Below are 21555 nucleotides of genomic sequence, written 5' to 3' on the forward strand. Positions count from 1 at the left end.
GCTCCAGATACTCAACCGCATGGTTCACTCAGATGCCACCGCACCGCCCGCGCCCGTTGCCCTCGATGCCGTGTTCGCCGCGCTCGCCGACTCGACGCGCCGCGCGGTGCTCGAGACCCTGGGCGAGCGCAGCCTCAGCGTGACCGAGCTGGCCGCGCCGCATGCGATGTCGCTCACGGGCTTCATGAAGCACCTGCGCGTGCTCGAGGACGCGGGGCTGATCTCGCGCACGAAGGAAGGCCGGGTCGTGCGCTGCGAGCTCTCGCCGCGGCCGATGCAGGAGGCCGCCGTGTGGCTGTCGCGCTACGAGAAGTTCTGGACCGGGCGCCTCGATGCCTTGGCGCGCTTTCTCTACCACCAGGAGCAAACCGAATGGCGCAACCTGCCAGCCCAGACACCGGGCGTCCCTCCCTCACCCTCCGCCGCCACTACGCCGTCGCGCCCGACAAGGTCTGGCGCGCGTGGACCGACCCGCAAGCGCTGAGGCACTGGTTCGGTCCCGAGGAGATCGTCGCGGTGCCGCATGCCGAGGTCGATCTGCGCGTGGGCGGGCGCTTCCGCGTGGCGATGCTCGCGGCCGACGGCGAGACGCACGACGTCAGCGGCACCTACCTCGAGATCGTGCCGCGGCGCCGGCTGGTCTTCAGCTGGGCCTGGCGCAGCACGCCCGAGCGCGAGTCGCGCGTCACGGTGCGCATCGAGCCCGACGCGGCTGGCACCGGCTGCGAGCTCGAATTGCTGCACGAGCAGTTCTTCGACCAGGCCGCGCGCGAGGGCCACGAACACGGCTGGACCGGCTCGATGGTGCGGCTCGAACGCTGGCTGGGCAGGCCGGAACCCGCCGCATGACGGACCCGGTGCGCGCCTCGCTGGAGGCGGTCTACCGCGGCGAATCGCGCCGCATCTTCGCCACGCTGGTGCGCCTGCTCGGCGATTTCGACCGCGCCGAGGAGGCGTTGCACGAGGCCTTCCGCGCCGCGCTCGAGCAGTGGCCGGCGCAGGGCGTGCCCGCGAACCCGCGCGCGTGGCTGGTGTCGGCGGGGCGCTTCAAGGCGATCGACGCCATCCGGCGCCAGGCGCGCTTCTCGCCCTGGGACGAGTCGGCCGAGCGCGCCGAGGCGCTGGCCGACCCCGCGCCGGGCTGGGTCGCCGACTCCGACGAACTCGAGGACGACCGCCTGCGCCTGGTCTTCACCTGCTGCCATCCGGCCCTTTCGCCCGATGCCCAGGTGGCGCTCACGCTGCGCGAGGTCTGCGGACTCGCGACCGAGGAGATCGCGCGTGCCTTCATGGTGCCCGCGCCGACCATCGCGCAGCGCATCGTGCGCGCCAAAGCCCGCATCCGCGACGCACGCATTCCCTACCAGGTGCCCACGCGCACCGAGCTGTCCGAACGGCTCGACGCCGTGCTGCGCGTGGTCTACCTGGTCTTCAACGAAGGCTATGCCGCCTCCTCGGGCCAGAGCCTGACGCGCGCCGACCTCTCGGCCGAGGCGATCCGGCTGGGCCGGCTGCTGGTCGAGCTGCTGCCCGGCGCCGAGGCCGCGCCCGAGGCGCTGGGTCTGCTGGCGCTGATGCTGCTGCACGATGCGCGCCGTGCCGCGCGCACCTCGGCGCAGGGCGAGATCGTGCTGCTCGACCAGCAGGACCGCGGCCTCTGGCATCGCGCGCAGATCGAGGAGGGCGCCGCGCTGGTCGAGCGCGCGCTGCGCTCGCGCCGCTTCGGCCCCTATGCGCTGCAGGCCGCGATCGCCGCGGTCCATGCCGAGGCCGAGCGTGCCGAGGCCACCGACTGGCCGCAGATCGTCGGCCTCTACGACGTGCTGCTGCGGCTCGATCCCTCGCCCGTGGCCGAACTCAACCGCGCGGCCGCGATCGCGATGCGCGACGGCCCGGCCGCGGGCCTGGCGCTGGTCGATGCGCTGTTCGCGCGCGGCGAGCTGGCCGACTACCACCTCGCGCATGGCGCGCGGGCCGAGCTGTGCCGCCGCCTCGGCCGGCTCGGCGAGGCGCGCGGCGCCTACGAGCGCGCGCTCGCGCTGGCCCGGCAGCAGCCCGAGCGGCAGTTCCTCGCGCGGCAACTGGCGTCCTTGCCCGGATAGAAAAATAGTTGCAGTTCGTCGCGCCCGCATGTCGATCCGGCGCCTCGCCGATCGACCAGTGGTGTCCTCATTCCATCCGAAAGGAGATTCCGCATGAAATACCTCTGCCTCGTCCACTGCGACCCGGCCCTGTTCGCCACCCTGTCGCCCGACGAGCGGCGCGCGCTCGACGAAGACTCGATGGCCTACGACCGCGAGCTCGAGAAGAACGGCCATTTCATCGCCGCCGACGTGCTGGCGAGCGCCAGGTCCGCCAAGGTCGTGCGCGTGCGCGACGGCAAGGCCTCGCATGTCGACGGGCCGTTCGCGGAGGTGCGCGAGCAGCTCTGCGGCTTTATCCTGATCGAGGCGCGCGACCTCAACGTCGCGATCCAGCTCGCGGGCCACATCCCGATGGCGCGCCACGGCAGCATCGAAGTCCGTCCGATCCAGAGCATGGACGCCGCCGAGGGGAATGCCGCATGAAGTACCTTTGCCTGATCTACGAAACCGAGGCTCCGCCGCTCGACATGGCGCACTACATCCAGGAACACATCGACTACGACGCGCAATTGCGCGCGCGCGGCCAGCTGGTCGAGGCCGAGGCCCTGCAGCCGGCCGAGACCGCCACCACCGTGCGCATGCGCCGCGGCCGGCTGTCCGTGACCGACGGCCCCTTCGCCGAGACCAGCGAACAGCTCGGCGGCTTCTACCTGGTCGAGGCCGGCAGCGAGGAGGACGCGCTGCGGATCGCGGCCGGCATCCCGTCCGCGCGCAACGGCAGCATCGAGCTGCGGCCGATCCTCTCGTTCGGCCCTGGCCCCGAGGGCCCTCGATGAGCGGCGCCGCGCCGCCGCGCGCCACGGTGCGCGAATGGACTGGCCTGGCCGTCATCGCGCTGCCGTGCATGCTCTATTCGATGGACCTCACGGTGCTGAACCTCGCGATCCCCGCGATCAGCGAGGCGCTCAAGCCGACGGCGGCGCAGCTGCTGTGGATCGTCGACATCTACGGCTTCCTGGTCGCGGGCCTGCTGGTCACCATGGGCACGCTGGGCGACCGCATCGGGCGGCGCCGGCTGCTGCTGATCGGTGCCGTGGCCTTCGGGCTGGCCTCGGTGCTGGCGGCCTTCTCGAACAGCGCCAACATGCTGATCGCCACCCGCGCGCTGCTCGGCGTGGCCGGCGCGACGCTGGCGCCGTCCACGCTCTCGCTGATCCGCAACATGTTCCTCGATCCCGGTCAGCGCACGCTGGCCATCGGGGTCTGGATCTCGAGCTTCTCGGCGGGCGCGGTCATCGGTCCGGTGGTCGGCGGCGTGCTGCTCGAATACTTCTGGTGGGGCTCGGTGTTCCTGGTCGGCGTGCCCGTGATGGTGCTGCTGCTGGTGCTCGGCCCCGTGCTGCTGCCCGAATACCGCGACCCCGCCGCCGCGCGGCTCGACCTCGCGAGCGTGGCGCTGTCGCTGGGCGCGGTGCTGCCCGCGATCTACGGGGTGAAGCAGACGGCCGAGCACGGCGCGAGCGCGCTGTCGCTCGCCGCCATCGCGGTGGGGCTGGCCATCGGCTGGCTGTTCGTGCGACGGCAGCGGCGGCTGGCCGATCCGATGATCGACCTGCGGCTGTTCCGCGCGCCGGCCTTCAGCGTGGCGCTGGGCGCCTACATGCTGTCGTGCTTCGTGATGTTCGGCCTGTTCCTCTACGAGGCCCAGTACCTGCAGATGGTGCTCGGGCTGTCGCCGCTGCAGGCAGGCCTGTGGAGCGTGCCCAGCGCGGGCGCCTTCATCGTCGGCTCGATGGCGGCGCCCGCGCTCACGCGGCGCGTGCGGCCGGTGCATGCGATGACCGGTGGACTGGTGGTCGCGGCGCTGGGCTTCGCGTTGCTGATCGCGCTGCCGGTGCAGGGCGGCCTGGCGCTGCTGGTGGGCAGCATGGTCGTGTCCTCGCTCGGACTGGCGGTGGTGTTCACGCTGTCGACCGACCTGGTGGTGGGCAGCGCGCCGCCCGAGCGCGCGGGCGTGGCCTCGGCGATTTCGGAAACCAGTTCCGAATTCGGCGGCGCGCTGGGCATCGCCATCCTCGGCAGCGTGGGCGCGGCGGTCTACCGCGGCATGATGGTCGACGCCGTGCCCGCCTCGCTCGGCGATGCCGCCGCGGTCGAGGCCGCGCGCAGCACGCTCGGCGGTGCCGTGGCGCTGGCCGGGCAGCTCGGCGGCGCGGCCGGTGCCGAGCTGCTGGCCGATGCGCGCACGGCGCTGCTGCGCGGCTTGCACCTGATGGCCGGCATCGGCGTGGTGGTGCTGCTGGCCATCGCGGCGCTGCTGGCCGTGGTCATGCGCCGCTCGGGACAAACCCGGCCCGCCGCGGCCGATGCGTTGCCCTGAGGCCGGGCCGGGCCCATACTGGCCGCGAACGAACCCCACGGAGAGTCCATGAGCAACGAACTGCGCAAGAAGCTGCACGACCTCGCGGAGCTGGTCGACAACACGCCCGATCCGCAGGCCCGCGCGATCGTCGAGGCGATCCGGCTGCAGACTGCGGTGCTCAACGAGCGGCTGTTCTCGATCGAACTGCAGCTCGGCGCGCTGGCGCGTCGGCTCGAGGGCGCCACCGAGTAGGCCGCGCGGGCATTGCCCTCGGGCATTCGGGCGCCGAGCCGCCCGGCCCCGCATTGCGGGGGATAATCCCCGCCCATGAGCGGCAACACCTTCGGACATCTCTTCGCGGTCACCAATTTCGGGGAATCCCATGGCCCGGCCATCGGTTGCGTGATCGACGGCTGCCCCCCGGGCATGGCGCTCAGCGAAGCCGACATCCAGGCCGACCTCGACCGCCGCCGTCCCGGCACCAGCCGCCACGTCACCCAGCGCAACGAGCCCGACGCGGTGCAGATCCTCTCGGGCGTGTACGAGGGCAAGACCACCGGTACCCCGATCGCGCTGCTGATCCAGAACACCGACCAGCGCAGCAAGGACTACGGCCAGATCGCCCAGCAGTTCCGCCCGGGCCACGCCGACTTCACGTACCACAAGAAATACGGCATCCGCGACCCGCGCGGCGGCGGTCGCTCCTCGGCCCGGCTCACCGCGCCCACGGTCGCGGCCGGCGCGGTCGCCAAGAAGTGGCTGGCCGAGAAGTACGGCATGGTGTTCCGCGGCTGCATGACGCAGATCGGCGAGATCGCGATCCCCTTCGAGAGCTGGGACCACGTGCCGAACAATCCCTTCTTCGCGCCGATCGCCGACGTGAGCGCGCTCGAGGACTACATGGACCGGCTGCGCAAGGCCGGCGACTCCTGCGGCGCGCGCGTGCGCGTGACCGCCACCCGCGTGCCCGTCGGCCTTGGCGAGCCGCTCTACGACAAGCTCGATGCCGACATCGCCTACGCGATGATGGGCCTCAATGCCGTGAAGGCGGTTGAGATCGGCGCCGGCTGGGACAGCGTGACGCAGCGCGGCACCACCCATGGCGACTCGATCACGCCGACCGGCTTCCTGAGCAACAACGCGGGCGGCATCCTCGGCGGCATCAGCTCGGGGCAGGACCTCGAGGTCAGCATCGCGATCAAGCCCACGAGTTCGATCATCAGCCCGCGCCAGTCGATCGACGTGAACAACAACCCGGTCGAGGTGGTCACCAAGGGCCGCCACGACCCCTGCGTGGGCATCCGCGCGACGCCGATCGCCGAGGCGCTGCTCGCGCTGGTCGTGATGGACCATGCGCTGCGCCACCGCGCCCAGTGCGGTGACGTGCAGGGCGACAACGAGAAGACCCAGGCCACGTCGCCGCAGGCGTCCTTCCTCTAGTGTCCGCGCCGCCACCCGTGGCCGGGCGCGGCCACCTGTTGGCGTTCGCTGGCCTGTCGGCCAGCTATTTCGCGCACATCGGCTTCTTCAATCCCTACCTGCCGCTGTGGCTCAAGGACCTGGGGCTGCCGATCTTCACCATCAGCCTGCTGGCCTCGGTGCAGTCGGTCACGCGCGTGTTCGCGCCCTATGCCTGGGGTGCGCTCAGCGACCACACGGGCCAGCGCGTGCTGCTGCTGCGCATCAGCGCGGCGATCGCGCTGCTCAGTTCCTTCGGCCTGTGGTGGAACGGCGGCGCGTGGTGGCTCGCGCTGGTGCTGCTGCTGATGTTCACCCACACCAGCTCGATGATGTCGCTGACCGAGGCCGCCATGGCGCACCTCGTGGCCGGCGACTGGGGCCGCTACGGGCGCATCCGGCTGTGCGGCTCGGCCGGCTTCCTGGTCACGGTGTTCGTCGCGGGCGAGTGGTTCGACCGCTTCGGCATGAAGCACTTCCCGGCCTGGGCCGCCGGCACCCTGGCCGTGGTGCTGCTCGCCACCCTGCGCCTGCCCGACAGCCGCGAGCCCGTGGCCGCGCACGACGCGCCCGGCGAACCCATCGGCCCGGTGCTGCGCAACCGCGTCGTGCAGTGGTTCTTCGCGGCGCTGTTCTTCCAGGTGATGTCGCACTTCTCGGTCTATGCCTTCTTCTCGCTCTACCTCGATTCGCTCGGGTACGGCAAGAGCACCATCGGCCTGCTGTGGGCGCTGTCGGTGGTGGCCGAGATCGTCTGGTTCTTCCTGCAGGGCCGGCTGATCGGCCTGCTGCCGATGCCGCGCTGGATGCTGGTGTGCGGCATCGCGGCCGTCGCGCGGCTGGGCCTGACCGCCGGCCTCGGTGGCTGGATCGCCGCGCTGGTCGTGGCCCAGTGGCTGCACGCGCTGAGCTTCGCGGCCCATCACACCACCTGCATCGCCGTGGTGTCGCGCCGTTTCCCGGGCCGGCTGCGCGGACGCGGCCAGGCGCTGTTCACCGTCATCGGCTACGGCTTCGGCGGCGTGCTCGGCGTGCTGCTGGGCGGCGCGGTGGCGCAGGCCTTCGGCTACCGCACGATGTTCGCGCTGGCGGCGCTGCTCGCGGTGGCGGGGACCTTGTGCGCGTGGAGGGTGATGCGGCTGGAGGCCGCGGCGCGGCGCGAGACGCCGCCAGCCGGCCTCAGATGAAGCGCACGCCCAGCGCCACCACCGTGGCCGCCAGCAGGTGGCCCGGGCCGGTGGGCAGGCCGGGCTCGGCCAGCGGACGCCGCAACAGCCGCACGGCCAGCGCCAGCAGCAGGATCGTCAGCAGGAACACGCCGTAGACCGTCGGCAGCGCCGACCAGCCGAACCACGCGCCCGCCACCGCGAAGGCCTTGAAGTCGCCGTGGCCCATCGCGTCCTGCCCGGTCTGCCGCCGTATCAGCAGGGTCGCGAGCCAGGGCACGAGGTAGCCCGCCGCGGCGCCGATGACCTGCGCGGAGGCGTTGCCGGTGTACGCGTGGTACAGCAGGCCGATCCACAGCAGCCGGTAGACGATCCAGTCGGGCAGCACGCGGTGCCGCAGGTTGATCGCCGTGAGCAGCACCCAGCCCAGCAGCAGGATGCACAGGAAGGTGGTCTGCAGCGACACGCCGCGCGCCAGCGCCAGCCCCAGGCACAGCAGGGCGCCCGATGCGATCAGCGCGATGCGGCTCTTGCGCGGCAGTTCGAGGTCATCGGGCGAAGCGAGCAGCGGCCGGTAGTTCTGGTGGTCGAGGGCCCAGACGCGGTGCAGTTCGAGCGGGATGCGGCGTATCCATGGCAGCAGCAGGCCGGCCGTGGCGGCGCCGCCGGCGATGGCATAAGCAACGAGGAATCCGATGTCGTCTGTGGGCATGGCGAGGCGGTGTTCGAGAAAAAGGGGAGTGGGTCGTCAGGCCACGACGTCGATGCCCGCGGCATGCAGGCCATACACGGCCAGCGCGAGCAGCCAGGAGAACGCCATGCCGAAGAACAGCAGCAGGCCGAGCTGCGTTGCCAAGGGTGGCCAGCGCTTCATCAGCGGCGTGCGCTCCAGCAAGGCCCGCAGCAGGAAGCTGCCGTTGCTGCCCGGAAACGGCAGCAGGTTGACGGCGGCGAACTTGGCGGCGACGAGCGCGAGCAGCGTCGGAAACGGCGAGGCGGTCGCGGCATCGCTGGCCGACCGCAGCAGGCGCTGCGCCTCGCCGAAGGGCTCGAAGCCCCCCGCGATGCATTGCGCGAACCCGCTGGCGAAGGTCGCCAGGCCCTCGGACTGCAGCACCGCCACGGCCAGCACCAGCAGCGCGAACGGGCCGGCCGCGCCGATCGCCAGCCGGGTCGCGAGCGGCTGCAGATCGAGGGCGTCATGCGCCTTGCCCGATTCGACCGGCTCGGTGTTCGTGTCCTTGAGGATCAGTTGGCCGCCGACCGGCAGCGTCCTGATCCGCAGCCGGCCCGCGTGCAGCAGCGTGGGGCCGAGGCCGTAGCTGAACTCGCGGATCGGGATGCCGAAGCGTGTGGCTGCGAGGGCGATGGCGCCGAGATGGATGGCGACACAGATCGCGACGGCGAGGAGGAGCCAGTGCATGCCGTATCGATCCGGCCGCTCACCAGGGGCGCAGTGCCAGCACGATCTCCGACGGCACGGTGCCATCGTCGGTCAGCGGCAAGCGGCCCGTTTTCTGGATGGCGCGCAGCGCGATGGCATCCCATTCCTTCACACCGCTGGCCTTGGACAACCTGGCGCCGCTGATGAGGCCATCGGGCGTGAGGCTCACCGTGTACTCGGCGACGGGATTGCCTGGAACACTCTTGGTGAGCACGATGTTGGGCCGGATCAAGGCGTTGACCCGCGCGCCGTAGCTCGAGGACGACGCGGCCGGCGGAACCACTGGCTTGCCCGCGGCCGTTGCGGTCGCGCGGGTGGGATCGGTGGGGTCAAGCCTGAAATCGATCGTGGCCTGGTACCACTCGTTCGGGCCGCTCTCCGGGTAGTTCCTGGTCAGCACCCTTGCCATGCGCACCGCGTCGAGCGCCGCGTTGTCCAGGCGCTGGAAGCCGGACCCGCGCAGCACGATCATTTCGACGACCTCGCCTGCCGGACCGGTCCGGATCTTGAGCGTGACCGTGCCTTTCTCGCCCAGCCGCTTCGATGTGGCGGGGTAGATGGGGTACGGCGGGTGCGTGTATCGCGCCTCCTGCGGCTCATGCGTCGCCGTCATGAGCTCGGGTGCCGGGATCGCATTGGCTCCGATGCCCGAGCCGATGGATGGCGCCGGCACGCTCGCCCGAGCGGTGCGCGGGGCCTGCATTCTGGCGATGTCGGCGGGCGGTTCTTCCTTCCAGTTGAATGCCGCCTTCAGCAGCGCGAACACCAGCACGCCCACGAAGAAGATCGCGAACCACACCGTCAGCCGCGATGCGCTGATCGAGCCGCTGTGCGCGCTCGCGGCCGAGGGATGGCTCTGGAGCGTGCCGCGCGAGAGTGTCGCTTCGCGCTCGCGCCAGGCCTCGATGTTCGAGATGTCCATCGTCAGCCGCAGCCAGGTCGGATAGGTGGCGACCGCATGCATCACCCGCCCCAGGCCCAGCGCCAGCGCCTGCGGTCCGGGATCGGCGGTGCGGCGCAGCAGCTCGAGGTAGTGCCGCTGCGCATCGCGGTCGTCGGGCGCCTGCTGCCCCTGCGCATCCTGCTCGACGATCGCGCGGTCCACCACCTGCCCGGCCTGTCCCAGCCGCAGCAGCCGCGCCGAGTCGGTGCGCCAATCGAAGAAAACGAGCGCGGCCTCGAACAGGTGCTCGTGGCCGGGCCGCCAGCCGCAGGCCAGCAGGTGGGCGATGTTGGCCTCGAACAGGAAGCGCGCATCCATGTCGAGCAGGCGCGCGTCCTCGAGCGTGTGTTCGAGCAGCGCGGTGGCTTCGGGGACGCTGCGCAGCGGCTCCTGCTGCAGCCGGGTGTCGAGCGCGACGAGGATGTCGCGCACGGGGTCGGCGCGCGGTTCGGCGGGGGCCGGGGGCGGCGCCGGTTCGGGGGCGGTCTCGACCACGGCTTCGGGCGGGGAGGGCGGCGGGGGCGGCGCTTGCGCCGCCTCGGCCTCCTGCACGTCCTGCGCCTGCCGCGCCCAGTGCAACGCGGCCTCGTAGGCCTCGCGCAACTGCTGGAACTGCAGCGGCTGCGCCGCCTGGTCGATCTGCTTGAGCTGCACCGCATAGGCGCGCCGCACGGCGCGCTCGTCGGCATCGGCGCGCAGGCCGAGCTCGAGCAGGAAGCCGGGGACCTCGGTCATGGTCGTCGCCCCGCTTCAATCGGCCAGCGGGCCGTCGCGCTCGATCTGCTCCAACTGCTCCTGGAACTGGCGCTGCATCGCCGCGATCTGCCGCTTGTCCTGCAGCGCCAGCACGCGTTCGAATTCGGCGATGCGGATGCCCAGCCACTCGCGCACGTCGCCGCGCAGCTGCTGGTAGATGCGTTCGGCGCGCGCCAGCAGGGTGCGGTTCTCGATGCGGTCGCGCGGATGGATCTTGAGCGCGCTCAGCGCCGCCAGCCGCTCCTTGATCTCGGCCTCGCTCAGCAGGCCCGGGTTGCCCTCGATCAGCAGGCTGAAGGTTTCCTGCGTCTTCTGCACCGTGGCCTCGACCTGCAGCAGGCCGTTGACGTCGTAGGTGAAGCGCACCTCGACCGCGGCATCGCCCGGGGAGGCTCCCGCGCCCAGGCTCGGCAGCGGCACGTGCAGGGTGCCCAGGTGCACGTTGTCGCGCACCATGCGCGACTCGCCCTGGAACACGTGCAGGTCGACCGAGGTCTGGCTGCCCGAGTTGGGCACGTAGCTCTTCGAGCGGCTCACGGGCACCGTGCTGTTGCGCTCGATGATCGGGTCGAAGTGGCCGTGCGTCACCGTGGTGTCGCTGAGCCAGCGGCTGACCGCCACGCCCAGCGAGTAGGGCGCCACGTCGGTCATCACCACTTCCTTGAGCGCCGCGTCGCGCGCCTTCAGGCCGGCCTGCACCGCCGCACCGAGTGCCACCACCTCGTCGGGGTTGAAGTCGATCGAGGGGAAGCGGCCGAACATGGTGGTGGCCAGGCGCCGCACCACCGGCATGCGGGTGGCGCCGCCGGCCAGCACCACGGCGTCGAGCTCGCCGGCGCGCAGGTTGGCGTCGCGTAGCGCGCGCTCGACGGGCGCGCGCAGCCGCTTGAGCAACGTGGCGCAGGCCTGCTCGAGCGTGGCTTCGTCGAGCGCCAGCCGGTGCTGCGCCGCCGCGTGCGCGACCACGATCTCGGCCGTCGGCTGCGTGCTCAGCGCGCGCTTGGCGGCCTCGGTCTGCGCGGCCAGGCGCTGCATGAAGTGGGCATCGGTGCGCAGGCTGGCCGGCAGCTTGTTGCGTTCGAAGAAGAGCGCGATCAGCGCCTCGACGAAGTCCTCGCCGCCCAGGAAGTTGTCGCCCGCCGAGGCGCGCACCTCCATCACGCCCTCGAACATCTCGAGGATCGACACGTCGAAGGTGCCGCCGCCGAGGTCGAACACCAGGAAGCGGGTTTCGGCACGCATGTCGTGCATGCCGTAGGCCAGCGCGGCGGCCGTCGGCTCGTTGAGCAGCCGCTCGACCTTCAGGCCCGCGAGCTCGCCCGCGGCGCGCGTGGCCTTGCGCTGGGCGTCGGAGAAGTAGGCCGGCACGGTGATCACCGCCTCGGTGACCGGCTCGCCGAGCATCGCCTCGGCATCGGCCTTGAGCGAGCGCAGCACCAGCGCCGACAGTTCCTCGGGCCGGAACTCGCGCTTGCCCAGCCGCATCGTCTTGTTGCTGCCCATGTAGCGCTTGAACACCGCGGCCGTGCGCTCGGGATGCGTCTGCAGCCGCTCGCGCGCCGCCTTGCCGACCAGCACCGAATCGTCCTCGTCGATGCTGACGCACGAGGGCGTCAGGTACTCGCCGAGCCCGTTGGGCACCAGCACGGAAGCGCCATCCCGCCACACCGCCGCCAGGCTGTTGGTGGTGCCCAGGTCAATTCCAACGATCATTCTTCTCGCCCCTTCGCGGGTCCCTCTTTTGTTGCCCTCCATCGTATGCGAAGGGCGTGTGGACCGGATGTCCGCGAAGGGGCGCGGGCCGCGCGGGCGGCCCGCCGGGGGGCTACTTCTTCTTGCCGCCCTTGGCCGCCTTCTGCGGCTTGACCACCACCGCCGACACCGCCGGATCGCTGCTGCGCCTGGCCTTGCCCGACTGCTTCTCGAAGCGCGCGAAGTACTCCGACGCCAGCTTGCGCAGCGAGCGCCCGATGTTGGCGTAGTCGTACTCGTTGAGGTTGGCCAGCGAGACCCGGCCCGAGGCGTGCTTGCCGCCGAAGCCGCGGCCCGGCAGCAGCACGATGCCGGTCTCCTCGGCGATGCGGAACAGCGCCTCGTTGGGCTGCAGCTGGGTCACGATCCAGTCGCCGAAGCGCTCGCCGTGCATCTGGGTGGCGATCTCCTGCAGGTCGAGCAGGTGGTAGTAGCTCACCGAGTTCGGGTCGGCCGACAGCGGCAGGCCGAGCTCGCGGTAGAGCGCCTCCTTGCGCCGCTTCACGATGCGCTTCATCGCGTGCTTGTAGGCCTCGGGTTCGTCCATCAGGCAGAACAGCGAGAACATCACCATCTGCGCCTGCACCGGCGTCGACAGGCCGGCCGTGTGGTTGAGCGCCACGGTGCGGCTGTCGGCCACCAGCCGGTCGATGAACTTGAGCCGGCGCGGCTCGGTGGTGATCGAGCTGTAGCGCGCGTCGAGTTCCTTCAGCGCGGCCTCGGGCAGGGCCGCGATCTTGTGGTCGAGCACGTTGTCCTCGTGCGTGGCCACCACGCCCATGCGCCAGCCGGTGGCACCGAAGTACTTCGAGAACGAATACACGAGGATGGTGTTGCGCGGGCAGATCGCGAACAGCGAGCGGAAGTCGTCGGCGAAGGTGCCGTAGACGTCGTCGGTGAGGATGATCAGGTCGGGCCGCTGCTTCACGATGTCGGCGATGTAGCCCAGCACCTCGTCGCTGATCTTCACCGAGGGCGGGTTGCTCGGGTTGCACAGGAAGAAGGCCTTGACCTTCGGGTCGAGCAGCTTCTGCAGTTCCTTCTTCGTGTACTGCCAGCCGTTCTCGGACGGCGCGTCGATCAGCGCCTCGATCAGCTGGTAGTCGTTGAGGTGCGGGATCTCGATGTAGGGCGTGAAGATCGGCATGCCCAGCGCGATGGTGTCGCCGGGCTTGAGCAGGTTGTTCTCGCGCAGGCTGTTGAACAGGTAGGTCATGGCGGCGGTGCCGCCTTCCACCGCGTACATGTCGAACCTGCCGACGAAGGGATGGGTGCCGATCATCTCCTTGTGGATGTACTGGCCCACGATGATTTCGCTCAGCCGCAGCATGCGGTCGGGCACCGGGTAGTTGCAGCCCAGGATCGCCTCGCACATCTCGTAGATGAAGTCGCCGGCCGACAGGCCGAGCTGGTCGCGCACGTACGAGACGGCGGCCTCGATGAAGCGCACGCCGGGCCGGCCCGCGTTGGCCTTGGTGAAGATCTCGAAGCGCGCCTCGATGCCCTCGCGCTGCGGGAAGCCGCCCACGCCTTCCATGTAGACGAAGGAGCGCTCGCTCTCGGTCATGGCGAATTCGCCGAACGCGAAGAAGCCGTGGCGCGGCGTGGTCGCGAGGAAGTTCGGATTGCCGCGCCCCGCGTTGAGCATCAGGCGGTCGCCCTGGCTGGCCACCTGGATCAGCGCGTCCTTGAGTTCGAAGGGGCTCAGGCCACTGAGTTTTTTCACGTCGCCGAAATCCATGGAAAGGCTCCTTGGTTGTGAGGAAGGCAGGAAAGGAAGAAGAGGGAAGGCGTGCTCAGACCAGCGCGACGATCAGCGGCCCGAGCAGCGTGAGGAACACGTTGGCCAGCGCATAGGTGATCGCGAACGGCACGGTGGGGATCGAGTTCTCGGCCTTGTCGAGCACCTCGCCGAAGGCCGGGTTGGCGCTGCGCGAGCCGCTGAGCGCGCCCGCGAAGATCGCGGTGTTGGCATAGCGCAGCACGTAGCGGCCGAACAGCATCGTGAGAATCATCGGCACGATGGTCACGACCACGCCCACGCCGAAGATCGTGAGTCCGTGCTGCTTGACGGTCTGCACCGCCTGCAGCCCCGACGAGAGCCCGACCACCACCACGAAGCCGGCCAGGCCCAGGTCCTTGAGCAGTTGCACCGCGCTGGGCGGCAGCGCGCCGAAGGTCTGGCGCCGCGCGCGGTACCAGCCGAACAGCAGGCCCGAGAGCAGGGCGCCGCCGCCGGCACCGAGCGTGAGCGGAATGCTGCCGATCTTCGCGCTCAGCAGGCCCACCAGCAGGCCGACCACCAGGCCCGCGCCGAGGTAGACGAAGTCGGTCTTGGCGCTCGGCACGATCACGTCGCCGACGATCGCGGCCACGCGCTTGACGTCCTGCTCGGCGCCGAAGATCGTGACCACGTCGCCGGCCTGCACCACGGTGTCGGGCTGCATCGGCAGCACCTGGCCCATGCGGCTCAGCTGCACCACGAAGATGCCGTGGCGCACGCCGCCCGCGGTGGCCTCGCGGATCTGCGCCACGGTCTTGCGCTCGAAGTCCTTGTTGGTCAGCACGATGTCGCGCTTGTGCATGGTGAGTTCCATGCCCTCGACCGCGTAGACCTCCTTGCCCAGCAGCGGCGCGCTCGCCACCACCGCGTCGCGCCGGCCCACGGCCAGCACGATGTCGCCGCGGCGCAGCGCGAGCGTGGGGCTGACCTCGACGAAGCGGCCGTCGCGCTTCACGCGCTCGATGGTGATGGTGGTGGCCGGGTCGGCGTTCTCGATGTCGGCCACGGTGCGCTGCGGGTCGGCCGTGAGCTCGTAGATGCGGCCCACCAGCGAGGGCGCGGCTTCCTCCTGGTCGGCACCGAGCACCTTCACGCCGGCCTGCATCGCGGTCTCGGCCGCGATCGCGTCGTCGCGGATGGTGCGGCCCATGAACTTGGGCAGCAGGTTGACGCAGACGATGATCGCGCCGAAGGAACCGAAGACGTAGGTCACGGCATAGCCGATCGCCACGTTGGCCTGCAGCCGCGCGGTCTCGGCCGCGTCGAGGCCTAGCTTGGCGATCGCGTCGCCGGCCGTGCCGATGATGGCCGACTGCGTGAGGCCGCCGGCCGCGACGCCGGCCGCCAGGCCCTTGTCGAGCCCGAACCACTTGGCCATGACCACCACCGTGGCAAGGCCGGTGGCCGCCATCACCGCGGCCAGGATGATCTCCTTGATCGATTGCCGCCCCAGCGAGCTGAAGAACTGCGGCCCGCTCTCGAAGCCCACCGCGTAGATGAAGAGCGCGAACAGCACGGCCTTCACACCGGCATCGACCTGCACGCCGACCTGGCTCACGATCACCGCCACCAGCAGCGAGCCGGCCACGCCGCCGAGCTGGAACTTGCCGAACTTGATCTTGCCGATCCAGTAGCCGACCGCCAGCGAGAGAAAGAGCGCCATCTCGGGCGACTTCTTGAATGTTTCGTGCAGCCATTCCATGGATCAGCTCCTTCGAGGTTTCGAATTCATTTCGCCGCGTGGTGCACCAGCCCGGCCAGCGCGACGATCAGCGGTCCCATCAGCGGCAGCACCACGTTCGAGATCGCATAGGTGATGGTGTAGCCCAGCAGCGGCGTGGCATTGCCGGCCGCGTTCTGCACCGCGCTGAGGGCCGGCGTGCTGCACTGCTGGCCCGCGATCGCGCCCAGCAGCACCGGCGCCTCGAGCTTGAGCAGCCGGTGGCCGATGAACAGCGACAGGCTCGCCGGCACCACCGCCACGGCCACGCCGACCAGCGGCAGCGCCACGCCGAATTTCTTGATCAGCGCCAGCGCCTGCGGCCCCGAGGCCAGGCCGACGCAGGCGATGAAGGTGGCCAGGCCCAGGTCCTTCATCAGCGCCAGCGCATCGGGCGGCACGCTGAGCCGGTGCGGGTTCTTCGCCTGGTACCAGCCGAAGGCCAGGCCGGTGAGCAGCGCGCCGCCGCCGGTGCCGAGCGAGAACGGGATGCCGCCGAGCTTGACGCTGAAGCCGCCGATGAAGACGCCGAGCAGGATGCCCGCGGCGGCGAAGCTGATGTTGCTGCGCGTCGATGCCAGCACCCGGTCGCCGGCCAGCGGCAGCGCGCGCGCCACCTCGTCGACCGGGCCGTAGAGCTGGAGCACGTCGCCGCGCGCGAGCCGCAGGTCGCCCAGCAGCGGCATCGCATGGCGGTCGCGCGCCAGGCCCGTGACCTGCACCGAGGGCGGCAGCGCCGCGGCCAGCTCGCGCAGCTCGCGGCCGAACCACTCGCGCCGGTTCAGCACCGCCTCGGTGGTCTCGACCACCGCGTCGAAGGCCGTGGTGTCGGCGAACTCGCGGCCCAGCAGCTCGGCCACGTTGACCAGCGCCGCGCGGCGGCCGATGGCCAGCACCCGGTCGTGGGCGCGCAGCCGCAGCGCGGGTTCCACCGCCAGGCTCTGGCCGGCGCGCAGCACGCGCTCGATGTGGGCCTGGCCGCCGAGGATCGCCGCCAGCTCGCCGATCGAGCGGCCGCGTCCCGTCGTCACCTCGAACACGCGGCCGACCATCTCGGGCACCGCGCTCGCGGCGCCGGGATCGTCGCCGCCGCCGCCCATGGTCTTCCACAGGCGGTCGGCCTCGGCGCGCAGGTCCACGCGCAGCAGCAGCGGAAACACCTGGCTCGTGAAGACCACGATCGCGATCAGCCCGAACACGTAGGTGATGGAGTAGGCCGTGACCACGTTGGCCTGCAGCTGCTGCATGTCCGCCGCGGGCAGGCCGAGCTTGGAGATCGCGTCGGTGGCCGTGCCCACCACCGCCGACTCGGTGGCCGCGCCGGCCATCAGTCCGGCGGCCGTGCCCTGGTCGAGCGACAGCAGCACGGTGGCGCCCAGCACCAGCGCGAGCACCGCCACCACCTCGACCAGGCACAGCAGGCCCAGGCGCAGGCCCTTGGCGTCGAGGTTGGCGAAGAACTGCGGGCCGCCCGCATAGCCGAGCGCAAAGATGAAGAGCATGAAGAACACGTTCTTCACGCTGTCGTCGACCCGGATGCCGAGCTGGCCGACCACCAGCGCGGCGATCAGGGTGCCGCAGATGCCGCCGAGCTGGATCGGTCCGAAGCGGATGGCGCCGACGGCATGGCCGATGGCGAGCACGAGGAACAGCGCGATTTCGGGCTGGGTTTTCAGCAGTTCGACGACCTCGCCACTCACGCGTGCTTGACCTCCAGATGCTGAGTCATTCTGTCGGTAATGCGAGTAAATGCAAGTAACTGTTTCGTTTGACAGGCGTCCAAATCCTGGGCTGCGCGCCGAATCCTTGACGTTTCCTGTGCGGGTTTTCGATAACTAAATCATCTTGATTTAGTCGTTTCCTTCGCCGATAGTCCGCTGGCGCCCGGCCCGGCGACGCCCTCCGCATGGCGACCCGGCCGGATTCCGAGAACCAACAGGGCGGTCCGACCCAGCCGCCCGCCCAAGGAGAGACAACCCATGCCCCGCATCCGCTGCATCCTGGCCCTGGCGGCCGCGTCCGTCGCCGCATCCACCGCCTTCGCCGCCGGCGAACCCGTGATCGGCCTCGTCACCAAGACCGAGACCAACCCCTTCTTCGTGAAGATGAAGGAAGGCGCGCAGGAAGAGGCCAAGAAGCTCGGCGCCAAGCTGCTGTCGGGCGCGGGCAAGGCCGACGGCGACAACGCGGGCCAGATCACGGCGATGGAGAACATGATCGCGGCCGGCGCCAAGACCATCCTCATCACGCCGAGCGACGCCAAGGCCATCGTGCCGGCGATCAAGAAGGCGCGCGACAAGGGGATCATGGTGATCGCGCTCGACAGCCCGGCCGATCCGCCCGAGGCCACCGACGCGCTGTTCGCCACCAACAACTACACGGCCGGCGTGCTGATCGGCGAATACGCCAAGGCCGCGATGGCCGGCAAGACGCCGAAGATCGTCGCGCTCGACCTGCTGCCGGGCCACCCGGTGGGCGCGCAGCGCCACAACGGCTTCATGAAGGGCTTCGGGCTGCCGGCCAACGACGCCAAGTCGAACGAGCTCTCGAAGGCGCCCGAGATCGTCTGCATGGCCGACAGCTTCGGCGACCAGGCCAAGGCCCAGACCGTGATGGAGAACTGCCTGCAGAAGGCGCCTGACGTGAACCTGGTCTACACCATCAACGAGCCCGCCGCGGCCGGTGCCTACAACGCGCTCAAGCGCGCGGGCAAGGAGAAGGGCGTGCTGATCGTCTCGGTCGACGGCGGCTGCCAGGGCATCAAGGACACCAACGCCGGCATCATCGCCGCGACCTCGCAGCAGTACCCGCTGAAGATGGCCGCGATGGGCGTGGCGGCGGGCGTCGAATTCGCCAAGACCGGCAAGAAGGCCTCGGGCTACGTCGACACCGGCGTGACCCTGATCGCGGGCAAGAGCGTGGCCGGCGTCGAGAGCAAGGACACCAAGACCGGCGCCGAGCTGTGCTGGGGCAAGAAGTAACCAGCCCGCCCCAGGGAGGCACATCGATGGCGAAATCCGCAACGCACCACATCCCGTGGGGCGCCCTCGGGCCGTGGCTGGCCCTGCTGGGTGCCTGCATCTTCTTCGCGACCCAGTCCGACCGCTTTATCACCGGCGGCAACCTCTCGCTGATCCTGCAGCAGGTGATGGTGGTGGGCGTGATCGCGATCGGCCAGACGCTGATCATCCTCACGGCCGGCATCGACCTGTCCTGCGGCATGGTGATGGCGCTGGGCGGCATCATCATGACCAAGTTCGCCACCGAGCTCGGCCTGCCGGTGCCGGTGGCCATCCTCTGCGGCATCGGCGTGACCACGCTGTTCGGCCTGCTCAACGGCCTGCTGGTCACGCGCATCAAGCTGCCGCCCTTCATCGTGACGCTGGGCACGCTGAACATCGCGTTCGCGATCACGCAGCTGTATTCGTCCTCGCAGACCATCACCGACCTGCCGGCCGGCCTCACGGGCCTGGGCACCACCTTCACCATCGGCAGCGCCGAGGTGGCGTGGGGCTCGGTGCTGATGGTGGCGCTCTACGGCCTCGCCTGGTTCGTGCTGCGCGAGACCGGCGCCGGCCGCCACATCTACGCGGTGGGCAACAACGCCGAGGCCACGCGGCTGGTCGGCATCCCGACGCAGCGCGTGCTGCTGGGCGTGTACGTGGCCGCGGGCGTGCTCTACGGCATCGCCTCGCTGCTGTCGGTGGCGCGCACCGGCGTGGGCGACCCGAACGCGGGCCAGACCGAGAACCTCGACGCCATCACGGCCGTGGTGCTGGGCGGCACCAGCCTGTTCGGCGGGCGCGGCATCGTGCTCGGCTCGCTGATCGGCGTGCTGATCGTGGGCGTGTTCCGCAACGGGCTCACCTTGATGGGCGTGTCGTCGATCTACCAGGTGCTGGTGACGGGCGTGCTCGTGATCCTCGCGGTGGCGGCCGACCAGCTCTCGCGCAAGGGGGCCCGCTGATGAACGCCGTGACGAACCCGAAGGTGGTGATGCAGGCCCAGGGCCTGGTGAAGCGCTACGGCCAGGTCACCGCGCTCGACGGTGTCGACTTCGAGCTGCGCGAGGGCGAGATCCTCGCGGTGATCGGCGACAACGGCGCGGGCAAGTCCTCGCTGATCAAGGCGCTGTCGGGCGCGATCGTGCCCGACGAGGGCCAGATCCTGCTCGACGGCCAGCCGGTGCAGTTCCGCAATCCGCTCGACGCGCGGCGCGCCGGCATCGAGACCGTCTACCAGGACCTGGCCGTCGCGCCCGCGATGACCATCTACGAGAACCTGTTCCTCGGCCGCGAGCTGCGCCGCTCCGGCTTCCTCGGCAACGTGCTGCGCATGCTCGACAAGAAGAAGATGCTGCTGGAGAGCGCGGCCCGCATGGCGGACCTCAAGGTCGGCATCCAGTCGATGACGCAGGCGGTCGAGACCCTCTCGGGCGGCCAGCGCCAGTGCGTGGCGGTGGCGCGCAGCGCGGCCTTCGCGCGCCACGTGGTCATCATGGACGAGCCCACCGCCGCGCTCGGCGTGAAGGAGGGCAACATGGTGCTCGAGCTGATCCGCCGCGTGCGCGACCGCGGCCTGCCCGTGGTGCTGATCAGCCACAACATGCCGCACGTGTTCGAGGTCGCCGACCGCATCCACGTCGCTCGCCTGGGCAAGCGCGCCGCCGTGCTCGATCCGAAGAAGATCAGCATGAGCGACACCGTCGCCGTGATGACCGGCGCCATGCTGCCGAGCGCCTTGCCCGCGGAGGCGCATGCCTGATGCCGCGCCCGCCGCGCGCATGCCCGACCTGCTGCGCCCGCGCGGCTCGAACCAGGTCGGCATGCGCCAGTTCAACGAGCGCACCGTGCTGCAGGCGCTGCGCGTGCACGGCAGCCTGCCCAAGGCCGACCTCGCGCGCCTCACCGGCCTGAGCGCGCAGACCATCGGGCTGATCACCGCACGGCTCGAGGAGGACGGGCTGATCGTCAAGCAGAGCCGCGTGCGCGGCCGCATCGGCCAGCCCTCGGTGCCGCTCGCGCTCAACCCCGACGGCGCCTTCGCGATCGGCGTCAAGGTCGGCCGGCGCGGCGCCGAATGGCTGCTGATCGACTTCACGGCCCAGGTGCGCGAGCGCCATGTGATGGCCTACGACTTTCCCGATGCCGAAGCGCTGCTGCCCGCGATCGCGCAGCACACCCACCGGTTGCGCGATGGCCTCGGTCCGCTGGCCCCGCGTACCGTCGGCGTGGGGCTCGCCGCGCCGTTCCTGCTCGGCGGCTGGCACCGCACGCTCGGGCTGTCGAAGGCGCAGTCCGACCTGTGGAACGGCATGGACCTGGGCGCCGAGGTGCGCCAGCGCACCGACCTGCCGGTGATCTTCGCGCGCGACACGGTCGCGGCCTGCGTGGCCGAGCTGGTGAGCGGGCGCGGCCACGACCTGAAGAGCTTTCTCTACGTGTTCGTCGACACCTTCGTCGGCGGCGGCCTGGTGCTCAACTCGCACCTGCACGGCGGCGCGCACGGCAATGCCGGCGCGCTCGCCTCGCTGCCGATGCAGCGCGTGCGCGGCGCCGAGCGCGATGGCGATGCCGACGCGGCGCCGCCGCAGCTGATCGCCGAGGCCTCGCTGTGGGAGCTCGAGCAGCGGCTGCAGCGCGAGGGCGTCGACCCCGACGCGGCCTACGACGAGCGCGCGCTGCAGCCGCCGTTCGCCGATGCCACCGCGGCCTGGCTCGCCTCGGCCGCCGAGGCGCTGGCCCATGCGATCGCGAGCGGCACCGCGATGCTCGACCTGGCCGACGTGGTGATGGACGGCTCGATGTCGCGCCCGCTGCAGCAGGCGCTGCTCGAGGCCACGCGCGCCGCGCTCGACGGCTGCAACTGGGAGGGCCTGTGGCGCCCGCAGCTGCACGGCGGGCGCGTCGGCGCGCAGGCCTGCGCGCTGGGCGGCGCGATGCTGCCGCTGCACGCCAACTTCGCCCCCGACCACGACGTGTTCCTCAAGGCCGGCTGAGAGGGTGTATTTGAAATGATCTACGCGGCCAGCCTAGTAGCGAGGATACGTGCTTCAGCGAGCCAGACCCAAGCGACAGGTGCCCAATT

The 21555-nt window shown here is 70.5% G+C and carries 20 protein-coding genes; 13 read left to right on the top strand and 7 right to left on the bottom strand.

Going from position 1 to position 21555, the window contains the following annotated elements; genetic code table 11:
* The first annotated feature begins 19 nt into the window (after positions 1-19).
* The 9 genes from BM109_RS39815 (at position 20) to BM109_RS39855 (ending at position 7091) form a co-directional block, all read left to right on the top strand.
* Positions 20-484, top strand: a complete 465-nt coding sequence (locus tag BM109_RS39815; protein WP_093355882.1) for an ArsR/SmtB family transcription factor — start codon at positions 20-22, stop codon at positions 482-484.
* Positions 373-849, top strand: coding sequence for an SRPBCC family protein (locus BM109_RS39820; RefSeq protein ID WP_093355829.1), 477 nt, complete (start codon positions 373-375; stop codon positions 847-849). Before BM109_RS39815 ends, BM109_RS39820 begins: the two co-directional genes overlap by 112 nt.
* Entirely contained in the window at positions 846-2102 is a 1257-nt protein-coding gene (locus BM109_RS39825; protein WP_093355832.1) for an RNA polymerase sigma factor, read from the top strand. Before BM109_RS39820 ends, BM109_RS39825 begins: the two co-directional genes overlap by 4 nt.
* 93 nt (positions 2103-2195) lie before the next feature.
* Positions 2196-2567 carry a YciI family protein gene (locus BM109_RS39830; protein ID WP_093355834.1) on the top strand — a complete coding sequence of 124 codons (372 nt, stop codon included), beginning with the start codon at positions 2196-2198 and terminating at the stop codon, positions 2565-2567.
* On the top strand, positions 2564-2920 hold the full coding sequence (locus BM109_RS39835) for a YciI family protein (RefSeq protein ID WP_093355838.1): 357 nt from the start codon (positions 2564-2566) through the stop codon (positions 2918-2920). Before BM109_RS39830 ends, BM109_RS39835 begins: the two co-directional genes overlap by 4 nt.
* The gene (locus BM109_RS39840; RefSeq protein WP_093355840.1) at positions 2917-4464 is read left to right on the top strand and encodes an MFS transporter; all 1548 of its coding nucleotides are present in this window, start codon (positions 2917-2919) and stop codon (positions 4462-4464) included. The genes BM109_RS39835 and BM109_RS39840 overlap by 4 nt, the downstream gene beginning before the upstream one ends.
* Positions 4465-4512: 48 nt before the next feature.
* Positions 4513-4698, top strand: a complete 186-nt coding sequence (locus BM109_RS39845) for a hypothetical protein (protein ID WP_093355843.1) — start codon at positions 4513-4515, stop codon at positions 4696-4698.
* Positions 4699-4773: 75 nt separating this feature from the next.
* Positions 4774-5886, top strand: a complete 1113-nt coding sequence (gene aroC, locus BM109_RS39850; protein WP_093355845.1) for a chorismate synthase — start codon at positions 4774-4776, stop codon at positions 5884-5886.
* The gene (locus tag BM109_RS39855; RefSeq protein ID WP_093355848.1) at positions 5886-7091 is read left to right on the top strand and encodes an MFS transporter; all 1206 of its coding nucleotides are present in this window, start codon (positions 5886-5888) and stop codon (positions 7089-7091) included. Before aroC ends, BM109_RS39855 begins: the two co-directional genes overlap by 1 nt.
* Here BM109_RS39855 and BM109_RS39860 read toward each other — a convergent pair.
* From BM109_RS39860 to aspT (BM109_RS39890), 7 genes are all read right to left on the bottom strand, one after another.
* Positions 7084-7782 carry a prepilin peptidase gene (locus tag BM109_RS39860; protein WP_093355851.1) on the bottom strand — a complete coding sequence of 233 codons (699 nt, stop codon included), beginning with the start codon at positions 7780-7782 and terminating at the stop codon, positions 7084-7086. The genes BM109_RS39855 and BM109_RS39860 overlap by 8 nt on opposite strands.
* Positions 7783-7818: 36 nt before the next feature.
* Complete coding sequence (locus tag BM109_RS39865) at positions 7819-8493, bottom strand: site-2 protease family protein (protein ID WP_177239585.1); 675 nt, start codon at positions 8491-8493, stop codon at positions 7819-7821.
* A 19-nt stretch (positions 8494-8512) separates the two neighbouring features.
* Positions 8513-10192 carry a TonB family protein gene (locus tag BM109_RS39870; RefSeq protein ID WP_093355856.1) on the bottom strand — a complete coding sequence of 560 codons (1680 nt, stop codon included), beginning with the start codon at positions 10190-10192 and terminating at the stop codon, positions 8513-8515.
* A 15-nt stretch (positions 10193-10207) separates the two neighbouring features.
* Positions 10208-11926 (bottom strand): Hsp70 family protein, encoded by a 1719-nt coding sequence (locus BM109_RS39875; RefSeq protein ID WP_093355859.1) that lies wholly within the window; start codon positions 11924-11926, stop codon positions 10208-10210.
* 112 nt (positions 11927-12038) lie between these two features.
* Positions 12039-13706: a bifunctional aspartate transaminase/aspartate 4-decarboxylase gene (locus BM109_RS39880; RefSeq protein WP_093355862.1), complete on the bottom strand. Its 1668-nt coding sequence runs from the start codon at positions 13704-13706 to the stop codon at positions 12039-12041.
* A 55-nt stretch (positions 13707-13761) separates the two neighbouring features.
* Positions 13762-15450 (bottom strand): aspartate-alanine antiporter, encoded by a 1689-nt coding sequence (gene aspT, locus BM109_RS39885; protein ID WP_093355865.1) that lies wholly within the window; start codon positions 15448-15450, stop codon positions 13762-13764.
* A 26-nt stretch (positions 15451-15476) separates the two neighbouring features.
* The gene (aspT, locus tag BM109_RS39890) at positions 15477-17168 is read right to left on the bottom strand and encodes an aspartate-alanine antiporter (RefSeq protein WP_093355867.1); all 1692 of its coding nucleotides are present in this window, start codon (positions 17166-17168) and stop codon (positions 15477-15479) included.
* Positions 17169-17447: 279 nt separating this feature from the next.
* Here aspT (BM109_RS39890) and BM109_RS39895 point away from each other — a divergent pair, with 279 nt between their 5' ends.
* The 4 genes from BM109_RS39895 to BM109_RS39910 are packed head-to-tail and all read left to right on the top strand — an operon-like array spanning position 17448 to position 21466.
* Positions 17448-18449 (top strand): sugar ABC transporter substrate-binding protein, encoded by a 1002-nt coding sequence (locus BM109_RS39895; protein WP_057593595.1) that lies wholly within the window; start codon positions 17448-17450, stop codon positions 18447-18449.
* A gap of 26 nt (positions 18450-18475) precedes the next feature.
* Complete coding sequence (locus BM109_RS39900; protein ID WP_093355870.1) at positions 18476-19435, top strand: ABC transporter permease; 960 nt, start codon at positions 18476-18478, stop codon at positions 19433-19435.
* Positions 19435-20232, top strand: a complete 798-nt coding sequence (locus BM109_RS39905) for an ATP-binding cassette domain-containing protein (RefSeq protein WP_093355873.1) — start codon at positions 19435-19437, stop codon at positions 20230-20232. The genes BM109_RS39900 and BM109_RS39905 overlap by 1 nt, the downstream gene beginning before the upstream one ends.
* The gene (locus tag BM109_RS39910; RefSeq protein WP_093355876.1) at positions 20225-21466 is read left to right on the top strand and encodes an ROK family transcriptional regulator; all 1242 of its coding nucleotides are present in this window, start codon (positions 20225-20227) and stop codon (positions 21464-21466) included. Before BM109_RS39905 ends, BM109_RS39910 begins: the two co-directional genes overlap by 8 nt.
* Positions 21467-21555: the final 89 nt, after the last annotated feature.

The sequence above is a fragment of the Variovorax sp. PDC80 genome (genome assembly GCF_900115375.1).
Lineage (GTDB): Bacteria > Pseudomonadota > Gammaproteobacteria > Burkholderiales > Burkholderiaceae_C > Variovorax.

Excerpts from the sequence above, each read along its gene's own strand:
- BM109_RS39815 (WP_093355882.1), top strand. The coding sequence starts at position 20 with ATGGTTCACTCAGATGCCACCGCACCGCCCGCGCCCGTTGCCCTCGAT.
- BM109_RS39820 (WP_093355829.1), top strand. The coding sequence starts at position 373 with ATGGCGCAACCTGCCAGCCCAGACACCGGGCGTCCCTCCCTCACCCTC.
- BM109_RS39825 (WP_093355832.1), top strand. The coding sequence starts at position 846 with ATGACGGACCCGGTGCGCGCCTCGCTGGAGGCGGTCTACCGCGGCGAA.
- BM109_RS39830 (WP_093355834.1), top strand. The coding sequence starts at position 2,196 with ATGAAATACCTCTGCCTCGTCCACTGCGACCCGGCCCTGTTCGCCACC.
- BM109_RS39835 (WP_093355838.1), top strand. The coding sequence starts at position 2,564 with ATGAAGTACCTTTGCCTGATCTACGAAACCGAGGCTCCGCCGCTCGAC.
- BM109_RS39840 (WP_093355840.1), top strand. The coding sequence starts at position 2,917 with ATGAGCGGCGCCGCGCCGCCGCGCGCCACGGTGCGCGAATGGACTGGC.
- BM109_RS39845 (WP_093355843.1), top strand. The coding sequence starts at position 4,513 with ATGAGCAACGAACTGCGCAAGAAGCTGCACGACCTCGCGGAGCTGGTC.
- aroC (WP_093355845.1), top strand. The coding sequence starts at position 4,774 with ATGAGCGGCAACACCTTCGGACATCTCTTCGCGGTCACCAATTTCGGG.
- BM109_RS39860 (WP_093355851.1), bottom strand. The coding sequence starts at position 7,782 with ATGCCCACAGACGACATCGGATTCCTCGTTGCTTATGCCATCGCCGGC.
- BM109_RS39865 (WP_177239585.1), bottom strand. The coding sequence starts at position 8,493 with ATGCACTGGCTCCTCCTCGCCGTCGCGATCTGTGTCGCCATCCATCTC.
- BM109_RS39870 (WP_093355856.1), bottom strand. The coding sequence starts at position 10,192 with ATGACCGAGGTCCCCGGCTTCCTGCTCGAGCTCGGCCTGCGCGCCGAT.
- BM109_RS39875 (WP_093355859.1), bottom strand. The coding sequence starts at position 11,926 with ATGATCGTTGGAATTGACCTGGGCACCACCAACAGCCTGGCGGCGGTG.
- BM109_RS39880 (WP_093355862.1), bottom strand. The coding sequence starts at position 13,706 with ATGGATTTCGGCGACGTGAAAAAACTCAGTGGCCTGAGCCCCTTCGAA.
- aspT (WP_093355865.1), bottom strand. The coding sequence starts at position 15,450 with ATGGAATGGCTGCACGAAACATTCAAGAAGTCGCCCGAGATGGCGCTC.
- BM109_RS39895 (WP_057593595.1), top strand. The coding sequence starts at position 17,448 with ATGCCCCGCATCCGCTGCATCCTGGCCCTGGCGGCCGCGTCCGTCGCC.
- BM109_RS39900 (WP_093355870.1), top strand. The coding sequence starts at position 18,476 with ATGGCGAAATCCGCAACGCACCACATCCCGTGGGGCGCCCTCGGGCCG.
- BM109_RS39905 (WP_093355873.1), top strand. The coding sequence starts at position 19,435 with ATGAACGCCGTGACGAACCCGAAGGTGGTGATGCAGGCCCAGGGCCTG.
- BM109_RS39910 (WP_093355876.1), top strand. The coding sequence starts at position 20,225 with ATGCCTGATGCCGCGCCCGCCGCGCGCATGCCCGACCTGCTGCGCCCG.